9 protein-coding genes are annotated in these 13217 nt (G+C 73.3%); 3 read left to right on the top strand and 6 right to left on the bottom strand.

The features are described 5' to 3' along the window. Nucleotides 1–114 precede the first annotated feature (114 nt). The 5 genes from ACFSJS_RS01915 to ACFSJS_RS01895 all read right to left on the bottom strand — a co-directional run bounded on the left by ACFSJS_RS01915 (nt 115) and on the right by ACFSJS_RS01895 (nt 6216). Nucleotides 115–1242, bottom strand: a complete 1128-nt coding sequence (locus ACFSJS_RS01915) for a LacI family DNA-binding transcriptional regulator (protein ID WP_380896757.1) — start codon at nt 1240–1242, stop codon at nt 115–117. Next, on the bottom strand, nt 1227–2882 hold the full coding sequence (locus tag ACFSJS_RS01910; RefSeq protein ID WP_380895946.1) for a glycoside hydrolase family 13 protein: 1656 nt from the start codon (nt 2880–2882) through the stop codon (nt 1227–1229). Before ACFSJS_RS01910 ends, ACFSJS_RS01915 begins: the two co-directional genes overlap by 16 nt. 63 nt (nt 2883–2945) lie before the next feature. Further along, entirely contained in the window at nt 2946–3878 is a 933-nt protein-coding gene (locus ACFSJS_RS01905; protein WP_380895944.1) for a sugar ABC transporter permease, read from the bottom strand. 5 nt (nt 3879–3883) lie between these two features. After that, entirely contained in the window at nt 3884–4903 is a 1020-nt protein-coding gene (locus ACFSJS_RS01900) for a carbohydrate ABC transporter permease (RefSeq protein WP_380895942.1), read from the bottom strand. Between the two features lie 35 nt (nt 4904–4938). Then, complete coding sequence (locus tag ACFSJS_RS01895) at nt 4939–6216, bottom strand: extracellular solute-binding protein (protein WP_380895940.1); 1278 nt, start codon at nt 6214–6216, stop codon at nt 4939–4941. Nucleotides 6217–6455: 239 nt separating this feature from the next. On the opposite strand from ACFSJS_RS01895, the gene ACFSJS_RS01890 reads away from it, so the two are divergent. The 3 genes from ACFSJS_RS01890 (at nt 6456) to ACFSJS_RS01880 (ending at nt 9914) form a co-directional block, all read left to right on the top strand. Continuing rightward, on the top strand, nt 6456–7790 hold the full coding sequence (locus ACFSJS_RS01890) for an extracellular solute-binding protein (RefSeq protein WP_380895938.1): 1335 nt from the start codon (nt 6456–6458) through the stop codon (nt 7788–7790). A gap of 171 nt (nt 7791–7961) precedes the next feature. Beyond that, on the top strand, nt 7962–9032 hold the full coding sequence (locus ACFSJS_RS01885) for a LacI family DNA-binding transcriptional regulator (protein WP_380895936.1): 1071 nt from the start codon (nt 7962–7964) through the stop codon (nt 9030–9032). Nucleotides 9033–9107: 75 nt separating this feature from the next. After that, nucleotides 9108–9914 (top strand): phosphatase PAP2 family protein, encoded by an 807-nt coding sequence (locus ACFSJS_RS01880; RefSeq protein WP_380895935.1) that lies wholly within the window; start codon nt 9108–9110, stop codon nt 9912–9914. Nucleotides 9915–10013: 99 nt separating this feature from the next. On the opposite strand, the gene ACFSJS_RS01875 is transcribed toward ACFSJS_RS01880, so the two are convergent. Further along, the gene (locus tag ACFSJS_RS01875) at nt 10014–13037 is read right to left on the bottom strand and encodes a bifunctional [glutamine synthetase] adenylyltransferase/[glutamine synthetase]-adenylyl-L-tyrosine phosphorylase (protein ID WP_465269787.1); all 3024 of its coding nucleotides are present in this window, start codon (nt 13035–13037) and stop codon (nt 10014–10016) included. Nucleotides 13038–13217: the final 180 nt, after the last annotated feature.

Raw genomic sequence — 13217 nt, 5'->3', positions numbered from 1 at the left:
GGCCGGCCGGGCCGGGTCCGCGCGCCCGCCCGCGGGCGGCCCCGCAACGACCGGGGCGGACGCACACGGCACCCACCGCGCACGCCCGCCCCGCCGGAGATCCGGCCGCGCCCCCTACGGCACCTCGGCGCCCTGCCCCGCCCGCACCACCGGCGGGGCGGTGGAGCCGCGCACCACCAGCTCGGGCTGGAAGACGAACTCCGCGTGCTGCACCGGGTTCCCGCCGATCTCCTCCAGCAGCGCGCCCACCGCCGCGCTCGCCATGGCCTTGACCGGCTGCCGCACCGTCGTCAGGGGCGGATCGGTGAAGGCGATCAGCTCCGAGTCGTCGAAGCCGACCACCGACAGCTCGCGCGGCACCTCCAGCCCGCGCTGCCGGGCCGCCCGCACCACGCCGAGCGCCATCATGTCGCTGCCGCACACCACCCCCGTGCAGCCGGCGTCGATCAGCGCCCCGGCCGCCGCGTGGCCGCCCTCCAGCGTGAACAGCGTGTGCTGGACCAGCCGCCGCACCTCCCCGGCCGGAACGCCCCGCTCGGCCAGGGCCTGGGCGAACCCCTCCGCCTTGCGCCGCACCGGCACGTACCGGACCGGGCCGACCGCCAGGCCGATCCGCCGCGGATCGTGCCCGAGGTCGGTCAGGTGGCGGACGGCCATGCGCGCCGCCGCGCGGTCGTCGGGCGAGACGAAGGGGGCGCTGATGTGCTCGTTGAAGCCGTTGATGAGCACGAACGGCACACCGCGCCCGGCGAGCCGGACGTAGCGGGCCGGGTCGGCGGTGGTGTCGGCGTGCAGCCCGGAGAGGAAGACGATGCCGTTGACACCGCGCTCGACGAGCTGGTCGACCAGCTCGTCCTCGGTGGCGCCGCCGGGCATCTGCGTGCACAGCACCGGCGTGTAGCCGTGCCCGGCCAGGACCTGCTCGATCACCTGGGCGAACGCCGGGAAGATGGGGTTGGTCAGCTCGGGGATGACCAACCCGATCAGCCCGGCGCTGCGCTGCCGCAGCCGCACCGGACGCTCGTAGCCCAGCACGTCCAGGGCGGCCAGCACCTTCTGCCGGGTGCCGGCCGCCACGCCCGCCTTGCCGTTGAGGACACGGCTGACCGTGGCCTCGCTGACCGACGCCTGGGCCGCGATGTCGGCGAGCCGGGCGGTGTGCGGACCGGTCCCCCCGGCAGGCCCCCCTCCCGGGGCGGCCTGCGGGGGGACCGTGCCCGCCTCGGTCACGCGGTCCACCAGACGGTGGTGTCGGCCGGGAGCGCACCGCCGTCGTACGCGCCGCTGGCCAGCAGCACCCGGCCGGGCGCGGCGGGCAGCTCCACCGGCGAGCCGGTGGTGTTGACGGTGCAGACGAACGCCTCCCCGGAGCCGTCGGCGGCGCGGCGGCGGAAGGCCAGGACCCCGGCCGGGAAGCCCTCCAGCCACTCCACGCTCTCGCCCGCGCCCAGCGCCGGGTGCTCGCGGCGCACGGCCAGCGCGCTGCGGTACAGCTCCAGGGTGGAGGTGGGGTCGCCGGTCTGCTCCTCGACCGACAGCTCGCCCCACTCCTCGGGCTGGGGCAGCCAGCTGCCCCCGGAGCCGAAGCCGTAGCTGGGGCCGGTGGACGTCCACGGGATGGGCACGCGGCAGCCGTCGCGCAAGCCCTCCTGGCCGTTGTCCTTGAAGAACGACGGATCCTGGCGCACCTCGTCGGGCAGGTCCGTGACCTCCGGCAGCCCCAGCTCCTCGCCCTGGTAGACGTAGGCCGAGCCGGGCAGCGCCAGCATCAGCAGCGAGGCGGCGCGGGCGCGGGCCAGGCCGCCGCCGAGCCGGGTGCGGTGCCGCACCACGTCGTGGTTGGAGAGCACCCAGGTGGTGGGGGCGCCGACCGGGCGCATGGAGTCCAGCGACTCGTCGACGACCCTGCGCAGCGCCTCGGCGTCCCAGCCGGTGCCGAGGTAGTGGAAGTTGAACGCCTGGTGGAGCTCGTCGGGCCGCAGGTACAGGGCCGTGCGCTCGGGGCTGGGCGTCCAGGCCTCGGCGACGCCGATGCGCTCGCCCGGGTACTCGTCCAGGATGCGGCGCCAGGAGCGGTAGATCTCGTGGACGCCGTCCTGGTCGAAGAACGGCAGCACCTGGTTGCCCAGCAGCTTGAGCTGGCCGGTGCTGCCCATGTCGGGCAGGCCGGCGGCCTTGACCAGGCCGTGGGCGACGTCGATGCGGAAGCCGTCCACGCCCATGTCGAGCCAGAAGCGCAGCACCGAGCGGAACTCGTCCCGCACGGCCTCGTTCTCCCAGTTGAAGTCGGGCTGCTCGGGGGCGAACAGGTGCAGGTACCACTCCCCCGGCGTGCCGTCGGGGTTGGTGGTGCGGGTCCAGGCCGGGCCGCCGAAGATGGACTCCCAGTCGTTGGGGGGCTCCTCGCCCTTCGGACCGCGTCCGGGCCGGAAGTGGTAGCGGTCGCGCAGCGGGGAGCCGGGGCCCTCGCGCAGGGCGCGCTGGAACCACTCGTGCTGGTCGGAGGAGTGGTTGGGCACCAGGTCCACGATGATCCGCAGGCCCAGCTCGTGGGCGTCGCGGATGAGCGCGTCGGCGTCGTGGAGGTCGCCGAACATCGGGTCGATGGCGCGGTAGTCGGCGACGTCGTACCCGGCGTCGGCCTGCGGGGAGGCGTAGAAGGGGCTGAGCCAGACGGCGTCGACGCCCAGGTCGGCCAGGTACGGCAGCCGCGCGCGGACGCCCGCCAGGTCGCCCATGCCGTCTCCGTTGCCGTCGGCGAAGGAGCGGGGGTAGACCTGGTAGATCACCGCGTCGCGCCACCAGCCGGTGGACTCTCCCGAGGCGTCCGTGCGGAGGGCGGGAGCCGTACCGGTGGCGGGGGCTGAGGAGTGCTGGGTCATGTCATCCCTGGTGGTCGTGAGTGGGGGGACGCGAGGCGCCGCGCGGACTGGGGCCGGAGCCGGTCAGGACTTGACGGCGCCGGAGGTCAGCCCGGCGACGAGGTGCCGCTGGGCGATGGCGAAGACGATCGCGGCCGGCACGGCGATGATCACCGCGGCGGCGGTCATCGAGCCCCAGTCGCCGACGTACTGGTTGACGAAGGTCTGCAGGCCGCCGGCGAGGGTGAGGTTCTCCTCGCCGGTCATGAAGGCCGACGCGTAGGCGACCTCGGCCCAGGCCGTCACGAAGCTGTAGAAGCCGGTGACGGCGAGACCGGGCTTGGCCAGCGGCAGGATCAGCCGCCAGAAGGTGCCGAAGGGGTTGAGGCCGTCCACCCGCCCGGACTCGTCGATGGAGACGGGGATGGTGTCGAAGAAGCCCTTCATCATCCAGGCGCAGAACGGCACCGCGATGGTGAGGTAGGTGATGATCAGGCCGACGGGCTGGTTCAGGAGCCCGAGCTGCGCCATCAGGTTGTACAGCGGCACGATCAGGATCGCCATGGGGAACATCTGCGTGATCAGCAGGGTCCACATCAGCGGGCGCATGCCGGGGAAGCGGAAGCGGCTGACGGCGTATCCGGTGGTGGCGGAGATGAAGACGCCGAGCAGCGTGGTCACCACCACGATCAGCACCGAGTTCCCGAACCAGGTCAGGAAGTAGGTGTCGCCCAGGACGTGGTCGTAGTTCTCGAGCGTGAAGTTCTCCACCAGCGAGGTGGTGAAGGTGTCGCTCTTGGGCTTGAAGGACGTCACCAGCAGCCAGAACGGCGGGAAGACGGCGACCACGGCGGCCAGCAGCAGGCCCGCGTGGAGACCGAACGAGGCCAGGGGGCCGCGCTCGCCGCGCCGGCGGACGCGCCGGGGCCGCGGGCGCGGTCCGGACGCGGCCGGCGCGGGCGCGGTCGTGACGGGGTCGGGCGTCGTGGCCGCGGTGGTGGTCCGTGGGGTCCTCATGGTCGTCACCACACCTCTCCCTGCTTGCGGAGCGAACGGCGGTAGACCACCGCGAAGGCCATCAGGAGCAGCAGGATCAGCACGCCCCAGGCCGCGGAGGTGGCGAAGTCGCGCGGGCTGTTGAGGAAGGACAGCCGGTAGGCGTAGGTCACCAGGATCTCGGTGGAGTCGCCCGGCCCGCCGCGGGTGAGCAGGTAGATCACCGGGAACATGTTGAACGTCCAGATGGTGCTCAGCAGGACCACGGTGCTGCTGACCGAGCGGATGCCGGGCAGGGTGACGTTGCGGAAGCGCTGCCAGGCGCCGGCCCCGTCGACCTCGGCGGCCTCCAGCAGTTCGGAGGGGATGGCCTGGAGGGCGCCCAGCAGGGCGACGAGCATGAAGGGCACGCCCAGCCAGACGTTCACCGCGATGACGGAGATCTTCGCCCAGGTGGGGTCGCCCAGCCAGGGGACCCCGTCGATGCCGCCGCCGGAGAGCACCGTGTTGAGGATGCCGTTCTTCTCGTTGAACAGCATCTTCCAGGCGAAGACGGAGACGAAGGCGGGGATGCCCCAGGGCAGGATGATGGCGATGCGGTACAGGGTCCGGCCGCGCAGCTTCCGGTTGAGCATGACGGCCAGCACCAGGCCGAGCAGAAAGGTCACGGAGACGCAGCCGACCGTCCACAGCACCGTCCAGCCCAGCCGGTCCCAGAAGACGCTGTCGGTGAGGATCTCCCGGTAGTTCTCCAGACCGGTGAACTCGTAGGTCGCCTCGATCTCGTTGACGCCGATGGTGCGGGCCACATTGGACTCGTCGGCGTTGGTGAGGGACAGCCAGATGCCCCGGACCAGCGGGTATCCGATGATCACCGAGATGACGATCACCACCGGGGCCACCATGGCCCACGCGTACCAGTGGGTGGCCAGGGCCCGGCGCAGCGGTCCGGGGGCCCTCCCGGCCTTCTCGCCAGTTCCGCGGCCGCGGCCGCGGGCGTCTCCGCCCGCGGCCGGTGCCACCGACTGGCCGGTCTCGACAGCCATGGTCGTCGGTCAGCCTCTCCTGAGTCGTCCCTCGGTTACTTCCAGTCCCCGTCCTTGAGGAGCTCGGCGTACTCCTCACCGGCCTTCTTCGCGGCCTCCTCCGGCTCGGTCCTGCCGGTGAGGACCTCGGCCAGCTGGACGCGGAGCGGCTCGAAGAGGGAGTTGCCCTCGGCGATCCAGGGGCGCTCGACGGCCTTGTCCACGGCGGGCTTGAAGAACTGGACCATCTGGTTGTCCTTGACGGCCTGCTCCTCGTACACCGAGGTGCGGGTCGGCAGCAGGTTGAGCTCCTCGGTGGTGCGCTTCTGGACCTCGGCGGAGCTCATGTACTTCACGAACTCGTAGGAGGCGTCCAGGTTGTCGGAGCCGGCGTAGACGGAGTAGTTGTGGCCGCCCTGCGGGGCGCCCTGGCCGGCGCTGCCGGCCGGGACGGGGGCGACGCCGAGGTTGTCCTCCTTGCCCTTGAACCGGCTGCCCGCGAGGGTGTCCTCGATGGCCCAGGGGCCGTTGAGCATCATCGCGACCTTGCCGTCCTTGAAGGCCTTCTGCATGTTCTCCCAGCCGTCGGTCGTGTCGGTGATCGCGGCCTTGGAGTCCACCAGGTCCTTCATCACCTCGAACGCCTTCACGCCGGGCTCGTCGTCGATGGTGATCTTCTTGGCGTCGGCGTCGAGCATGTCGCCGCCCTCGCCGTAGAGGAAGGGCAGGACGAAGTAGGGGTCGTCACCGCGCAGGTAGAGGGGGGTGACGCCCTCCTTCGAGAACTTCCCGGTGGAGGCCTTGATCTCCTCGACCGATCCGGGGACCTCGACGCCGGCCTTCTCCAGCAGCTCCTTGTTGTAGAAGAGCGCGAGGGTGTCGATCACCTGCGGCACGGCGTAGGTCTTGCCGTCGTACTGGGTGCTCCCCCAGGCCTGGGGCAGGAAGTCGTCCTTGCCCTCGGCGGCGGGGGTGCCGTCCAGCGGGGCCAGGTAGCCGAGGCTGGCGAAGTCCGCGACCCAGGCGACCTCGGTGCGCATCACGTCGGGGGCACCGGCGCCGCCGCCCGCGGCGTTCTTGAACTTGTTGCTGGCCTCGCCGAAGGGCACGTTGACGTACTTGACGTCGACCTTGGGGTGCTCCTTCTCGAACTCCTCGGCGACCTTCTTGAAGAAGTCCTTCTCCGCGTCGCCCGAGGTGTCCCAGAACTCGACGGTGCCCGACAGCTCGCCGTCGGCGCCCTTGCCGCCGTCGCCGCCGTCGCCGCCGCCGCAGGCGGTGACCGCCAGCGCGAGAGCGGCGACCAGTGCGGTGGTCCCTATGCCACGCCGCATGTGAACTCCTCCATGATCCGGTGCCCGTCTCGCGGGGGCACGGGCGTACTCCGCGCGGGCCGCTGGGTCGCGGCGCCGGGCTGACGAGGAACGTAACAGCGGCGCAATGTTTTAGAAAGACCTTGCGGCAACTTTCTGCAAACGGGTCTGCAACGGCTTCCGCAAGAACTTGCACCCCTGCTACCTTCCTCCCCGCCCCACAGCGGGTCCTGCGGTTCAGGCACGACGGGAAGAGCACGATGGAGAACCCCACACAGTCCGTGACCTCCGGTTCGGCCGGACGGGGCCGGCGGCGCCGCGCGGTCGCGGCCGCCGCGGTCTGCCTCTCCCTGTCGCTGGCCGCCGGGGCCTGCGGCCTCGCCGGCTCCGACGAGGAGGCCCCGGCCGCCTCGGGCACCGTCACCTGGTGGGACACCTCCGGCGAGGCCGAGGCCCCCCACTTCGCCGAACTGGTCGCCGCCTTCGAGAAGAAGCACCCGGGCGTCGAGGTGGAGCACGTCAGCGTGCCCTTCGACCAGGCGCAGCAGAGGTTCCTCGACGCGGTGCGGTCCGGGCGGGACGTGCCCGACGTGCTGCGCGCCGACGTCGGCTGGACCCCGGCCTTCGCCGCCGAGGGGCACCTGGCCGACCTGACCGGCACCCCCGCCGTGGAGGGCGACATGACGCGGGACTTCCTGCCGTCCACCACCGCGAGCGTGACGCTGGAGGACGGCAGCGTCTACGGCGTCCCGCAGGTGACCGACACCCTGGCCCTGCTCTACAACCGGCGGATCTTCCAGGAGGCGGGGATCGCGCGGCCCCCCTCCACCTGGAAGGAGCTCAAGGACACCGCCCTGAAGATCAGGGACGAGACGGGCGCCGAGGGCATCGTCCTCAACCCCGACCCGTTCTTCTCGCTGCCGTTCCTCTACGGCGAGGAGAGCGACCTGGTCGACGTCGGCGCCCGGAGGATCACCGTCGCCGGCGAGGCCTCGGTGCGCGGTGTCTCCACGGCCGCCGACCTGGTCTCCTCCGGAGCCGCCCCCAGACCTCCCCGAAAGGACGCGTACGCCGCGATGCAGGACGCGTTCACCGGCGGCCGGGCGGCCATGATGATCAACGGTCCGTGGGCGACCGCCGAGATCTTCGCCTCCCCCGAGTTCCGGGACCGGGGCAACCTGGGCATCGCCGCCGTCCCGGCCGGCTCCACCGGCACCGCCGGCTCACCCACCGGCGGGCACAACCTGGTGGTCGCGGCCGGCTCGGACAACCTGGAGGCGTCCTACCTCTTCGTCCGGTTCATGACGGAGGCCAAGCAGCAGGAGAGGACCGCCCTGGCCCTCGGCCTGCTGCCGACCCGCACCGCCGCCTACACCGGCGAGGTGCTCTCCGACGCGGTCCGCAACTCCTTCTACCTGGCGCTGACCAAGGCCGTCGCCCGGCCTCCCCTCCCCGAGGGCGGGGAGCTGCTCACCGCCCTCCAGCCCCACTACGCGGCGATCCTGCGCGGCGAGGAGGAACCCGCGGAGGGGCTGCTGCGCACCGCCGAGGAGTGGAGCGGCCGGCTGCTGCCGGGCTACGAGATCGAGCGCTGACCCCGCCGCGCCCGCCCGGGGGCGCCCGCACCCCGTGTCGCGCCCCCGGACCGGGCCCGCACGGCCCGCCCCCGGAATCCTTCCTTCCAGACAGGGCCGAAACCGCCGTGATTCCGGCGAACTCCCGGGTACGGTGGGCAGTCCGACACACGGCCGGTACAGTCCGGTGCTGTGACCGCACGACTAGCTGACATCGCAGCCCAGGCGGGGGTCAGCGAAGCGACGGTCAGCCGCGTCCTCAACGGCAAGCCGGGCGTTTCCCCGGCCACCCGCGAGTCCGTCCTCGCCGCGCTGGACCTGCTGGGGTACGAGCGGCCCACCAGGCTGCGCCAGCGCAGCGCGGGGCTGGTCGGACTGATCACCCCGGAGCTGGACAACCCGATCTTCCCGGCGTTCGCCCAGGTCATCGGACAGGCGCTGACCCGTCAGGGCTACACCCCCGTCCTCGCCACCCAGACCCCCGGCGGCTCGACCGAGGACGAGCTGACCGAGATGCTGGTGGAGCGGGGCGTGGCCGGGATCATCTTCGTCTCGGGCCTGCACGCCGACACCACCGCCGACACGCAGCGGTACGAGCAACTGCGCGGCAAGGGGGTGCCGTTCGTGATGATCAACGGCTTCTCCCCCCGGGTGCGGGCGCCCTTCGTCTCGCCGGACGACCGCACCGCGATGCGGCTGGCCGTCACCCACCTGGTCTCGCTCGGCCACGAGCGGATCGGCCTGGCCCTGGGGCCGGCCCGGTTCGTGCCCGTCCAGCGCAAGACGGAGGGCTTCACCGCCGGCCTCCAGGAGCAGCTGGGGATGACGCAGGAGGAGGCCGCATCCTTCGTGCGGCACTCCCTCTACACCCTGGAGGGCGGCCAGGCCGCCGCCTCGGACCTGATCGGCCGCGGCTGCACGGCCGTGGTCTGCGCCAGCGACATGATGGCCCTGGGCGCCATCCGCGCCGCCCGGCAGCTCGGCCTGGCGGTACCGCGGGACGTGTCGGTGATCGGCTTCGACGACTCCCCGCTGATCGCCTTCACCGACCCGCCCCTGACCACCATCCGGCAGCCGGTGACGGCGATGGGGCAGGCGGCCGTGCGGGCCCTGCTGGAGGAGATCGGCGGCACCCCCGCCCCGCACAGCGAGTTCGTCTTCCTTCCCGAGCTGGTCGTCCGCGGCTCCACCGCCTCCGCCCCTCAGGGCCGGGCATCGGCCTCGGGGAGGAGCGAAAGCGGACAGGACCAGACCGGGGGATGATCGGTCGGGGCCCGGATTCTGGCAGACTGTCGCCCCATGGGGGCACCGATCACGAGGACGACAGAAGAAGCCGAGATGACCACCGTCATTCCGGCAGCTGAACACGGAAGTGCTCCGGCGCCGCGCCGTACCGTCGTCCAGCGCATCCGCGCCCCCCGCCGGCCGCGGATCTGGTTCGAGGTCGTGCTGATCGCGGTCAGCTACTGGATCTACTCCATGATCCGCAACGCCGTCCCGGAGCAGGAGGCCCAGGCCCTGCGGAACGCCGACTGGCTGTGGGAGGTCGAGCGGGCCCTGGGCATCGCCGTCGAGCAGTCGCTCAACCACGCGGTCAACGGCGTCACCTGGCTCATCGTGACGATGAACTACTACTACGCGACGCTGCACTTCGTGGTGACCATAGGCGTGCTGGTCTGGCTCTACCGCAGACATCCCGGCCGCTACGCCGCCACCCGCACGGTGCTGTTCGCCACCACCGCCGTCGCCCTGCTCGGCTACTACCTCTACCCCCTGGCGCCGCCGCGGCTGATGGAGAGCGTGCACTTCATCGACACCGTGAAGGTCCACGACACCTGGGGCTCGATGGCCTCGGGCAACATGGCCAACGTCTCCAACCAGTACGCGGCCATGCCCTCGATGCACATCGGCTGGTCGGTGTGGTGCGGCATCACCATCGCCCTGCTCGCCGCACCGCTGTGGGTGAAGGTCCTCGGCTGGCTCTACCCGGTCCTCACCCTCGTCGTGATCGTCTGCACCGCCAACCACTTCTGGCTGGACGCGGTGGGCGGGGTGGCCTGCCTGGGCATAGGCTTCGCCGTCTCCTACCTGTGGTACGGGGCGCCGGCCCACCGCCTGCCCCGGATGGTGCCGGCCTCGCCGTGAGCGGACGCCGGAGGTGACGCGGGCGGGGGCCGGGGGGCGCGGACGCGCCGCCGGCCCCCGCCGCCGTGCGCGGCGGTCGGTCGATGCCGTGCGCGGCGGTCAGCCGATGCCGTAGAACAGCCGGTCCACCACCGTCCGCGCCCGGCGCGTGGTGCGGCGGTAGTCCTCCAGCAGCTCCCCCACGTGCCCCGGTTCGTACCCCAGGTAGCGGCCCACCGCGGCCAGCTCGCGCGGCTCGGAGGGGAAGGTGTCGCCGGGACGGCCGCGCACCAGCATCACCGCGTTGCGCACCCGGGTGGCCAGCAGCCACGCCTCGTCCAGGACCGCGGCGTCGTCCGCCTCGATCAGTCCGGCGTCCCGGGCCGCGGCCAGGGCGGTACGGGTGCGGGTGGTCCGCAGCCCCGGCGCGGCCGCGGCGTGGCGCAGCTGCGTCAGCTGCACCGTCCACTCCACGTCCGACAGGCCGCCCCGGCCCAGCTTGGTGTGGGTGGTGCGGTCGGCGCCGCGCGGCAGCCGCTCGGACTCCATCCGCGCCTTCAGCCGGCGGATCTCCCGCACCGCCTCCTCGTCCGGTCCGCCCTCGGGGTAGCGCAGCGGGTCGATCAGCTCGACGAAGCGGCGCCCCAGCTCCTCGTCGCCGGCCACCGGCTCGGCACGCAGCAGCGCGTGCCGCTCCCACACCTGCGACCAGCGCCGGTAGTACGCCTCGTAGGAGGCCAGGGTGCGCACCAGCGGGCCGCTGCGGCCCTCCGGCCGCAGGTCTGCGTCGATCGGCAGCGGCGGGTCGGAGCTGGGCAGCTGGAGCAGCCGGCGCATCTCGTTGGCGACGGCGAAGGCGGCCTCGCCCGCCTCCCGCTCGTCCGCCCCCTCGCGCGGCTCGTGGACGAAGAGCACGTCGGCGTCGGAGCCGTAGTTCAGCTCCCGGCCGCCGAAGCGGCCCATGCCGATGACGGCGAAGCGGGTGGGCAGGGCGTCGCCCCAGCGGGCGTCCACCGCCGCGCGCAGGGCCCCGGCGATCGTCGCGGCGTTGAGGTCGGCCAGGGCCCGGCCGACCCGGTCCACCGCGGCGGCGACCTCCGCGGGAGTGCCCTCCGCGTCCCCGCCGTCCGCGGCCTTGTAGGCGCCCACGACGTCGGCGGCGGCGGTGCGGAACAGCTCCCGGCGCCGCACCCCGCGGGCGGCGGCGACGGCCTGCTCGGGCCCGCCGGCCCGTCCGACGGCCGCCAGCACCTCCTGGGTGAGCGCCTCCCGGCCGCGCGGCCGCAGCCCCTCGGGATCGCCCAGCAGCGCGACGGCCTCCGGGGCGCGCAGCAGCAGGTCGGGGGCGAGGCGCCCGGCGGAGAGCACCCGGGCCAGGTTCTCCGCGGCGGCCCCCTCGTCCCGCAGCAGCCGCAGGTACCAGGGCGTCTGGCCGAGCGCGTCGGAGACCTTGCGGAAGCCCAGCAGCCCGGCGTCGGGATCGGCGGAGTCGGCGAACCAGCCCAGCAGCACCGGCAGCAGGGTGCGCTGGATGGCGGCCTTGCGGCTCACCCCGGAGGTGAGGGCCTCCAGGTGGCGCAGGGCGGCGGCCGGGTCGGCGTAGCCCAGGGCCTCCAGCCGCTGCCGGGCGGCGCCGGCGGAGAGCCGGATCTCGCCGGGTGCGAGCTGGGCGACGGCGTCCAGCAGCGGCCGGTAGAAGATCTTCTCGTGCAGCCGCCGCACCACCGCGGCGTGCCGCTTCCAGGCGCGGGTCAGCTCGGCCACCGGGTCCTGGCGGAAGCCCAGGGAGCGCCCCAGCATCCGCAGCTCGCCCTCGTCCCGGGGCATCAGGTGGGTGCGGCGCATCCGGTGGAGCTGGATGCGGTGCTCCAGGGTGCGCAGGAAGCGGTACGCGTCGCCGAGCGCGGCCGCGTCCTGGCGTCCGACGTACCCGCCCGCGGCGAGCGCGTCGAGCGCGGCCAGGGTGGTGGGGCTGCGCAGGGAGGTGTCGCCGCGGCCGTGGACGAGCTGGAGGAGCTGGACGGCGAACTCCACGTCCCGCAGCCCCCCGGGCCCCAGTTTCAGCTCGCGGTCGAGCTGGGCGGCGGGGATCTCGGCCACCACCCGGCGGCGCATCTGCTGGACGTCGGTGACGAAGTTCTCCCGTTCGGCGGCCTGCCACACCAGCGGCCCGACGGCCTCGCAGTACTCGCGGCCCAGCGCCGCGTCGCCGGCCACCGGCCGGGCCTTGAGCAGGGCCTGGAACTCCCAGGTCTTGGCCCACCGCTGGTAGTACGCCAGGTGGCTGCTGAGGGTGCGCACCAGCGGACCGTTGCGCCCCTCGGGACGCAGGTTGGCGTCCACCGGCCAGATGGTGCCCTCGGCGGTGGTGTCGGAGCAGATCCGCATCATGCGGGAGGCGAGCCGGGTCGCGGCCCGCAGCGCCCCGCTCTCCTCCTCCCCGCCGCTCTCCCCGCCGCCCCCGGCGGGCTCGGCCACGAAGACGACGTCCACGTCCGAGACGTAGTTCAGCTCGTGGCCGCCGCACTTGCCCATCCCGATCACGGCCAGCCGGCACAGCGCCGCGTCGTCGGGCGCCTCCCGGGAGGCGATCGCCAGGGCCGCCCGCAGGGTGGCGGTGGCCAGGTCGGCGAGTTCGGCGGCGGTCTGGGCGACGTCGGCGGTGCCGCACACGTCGCGGGCGGCGACGGCCAGCAGGGCGCGGCGGTAGGCCACGCGCAGCCCGTCGGGGTCCTTCACGGAGGCCAGGGCCGCCTCGAACTCCCCGACTCCGGGGTGGAGGTCGGCCGTCTCGTACGCCCTCAGGGCCCGCCAGTCCCCGGGGTGCCGCGCCAGGTGGTCGCCGAGCGCCTCGGAGGAGCCCAGCACGCCCAGCAGCCGGTCGCGCAGCGGCTTGGCGGCCCGCACGGTGTCCAGCAGCAGGCGGCGCTCCTCCTCGCCGGGCTGGGCCTCCGCCAGGCGCACGAAGGAGCGCAGCGCCAGGTCGGGGTCGGCGGTGGCGCCGAGCGCGTCCAGCAGGGCCGGGTCGTCCCGCACCCGGTCCACGGCGGGTGAGTCCAGCAGCCGCCCGGCCGCCCCCGGGTCGGTGAACCCCCGCCGTGCGAACCGTCCGAACCGGCTGTCGCGCCGACCGCCCTGCACCACCGTGCCCTCCACCTCCTCGCCGTGTGCGCCGTCCCCGTCCCGGGCGGGCGCCCGCGCCCGCCCGCGGCCGGGGCCGCAGCACCGGCAGGCTCTTGCGCAGCTCGAAGGCGGTGACCTCCGAGCGGTGCTCCTCCCGCTCCTGCTGCTTGTCGCGGAGGAGCTCGTGAGCCACCTTACGGT

The sequence above is a fragment of the Streptomyces desertarenae genome (genome assembly GCF_042681365.1).
GTDB classification, from domain to species: domain Bacteria; phylum Actinomycetota; class Actinomycetes; order Streptomycetales; family Streptomycetaceae; genus Streptomyces; species Streptomyces desertarenae.
This window is presented reverse-complemented; position numbering and strand designations above follow the sequence as displayed.